Origin of the sequence: Halalkalibacter flavus (genome assembly GCF_036663575.1) — a bacterium.
In the GTDB taxonomy this organism is placed as follows: Bacteria; Bacillota; Bacilli; order Bacillales; family Bacillaceae_D; genus Halalkalibacter; species Halalkalibacter flavus.
The window spans coordinates 1-259 of the sequence record NZ_JAWRVK010000296.1 but is presented as its reverse complement, the minus strand read 5'-3'; the positions used below and the strand labels follow the sequence as shown (position 1 = coordinate 259).

The following is a 259-nucleotide window of genomic DNA, read 5'->3' as shown; positions in this document are numbered from 1 at the left end:
CACCTGAGGAGCATTATCAGGGTTCGTGTTCGCTCCCGCAAATCCCAGTGCTGCATTCCAGGCCTCAGCAACGGTCACATCTCTTACAGTCATCGCCGCAATCTGTGCCTGTGCCTGCTGACAAGCGGCCTTCGCGGCGTCGTTCGCCTGGCATACGTTGGTCAGTTGATCGCAGATCCGGTTCGTGATGATATTGGGGTTCAGGGCCTCCTGCTGCCCCTTGTTGACCAGTGGATCGATGGCCTGGTAGGTGAACTCC

1 protein-coding gene is annotated in these 259 nt (G+C 57.9%); it reads right to left on the bottom strand.

The annotated features are described in order from the left end of the window. A partial coding sequence (locus SAY88_RS25245; protein ID WP_332635181.1) for a hypothetical protein occupies window positions 1-259 on the bottom strand: 259 nt, incomplete at both ends.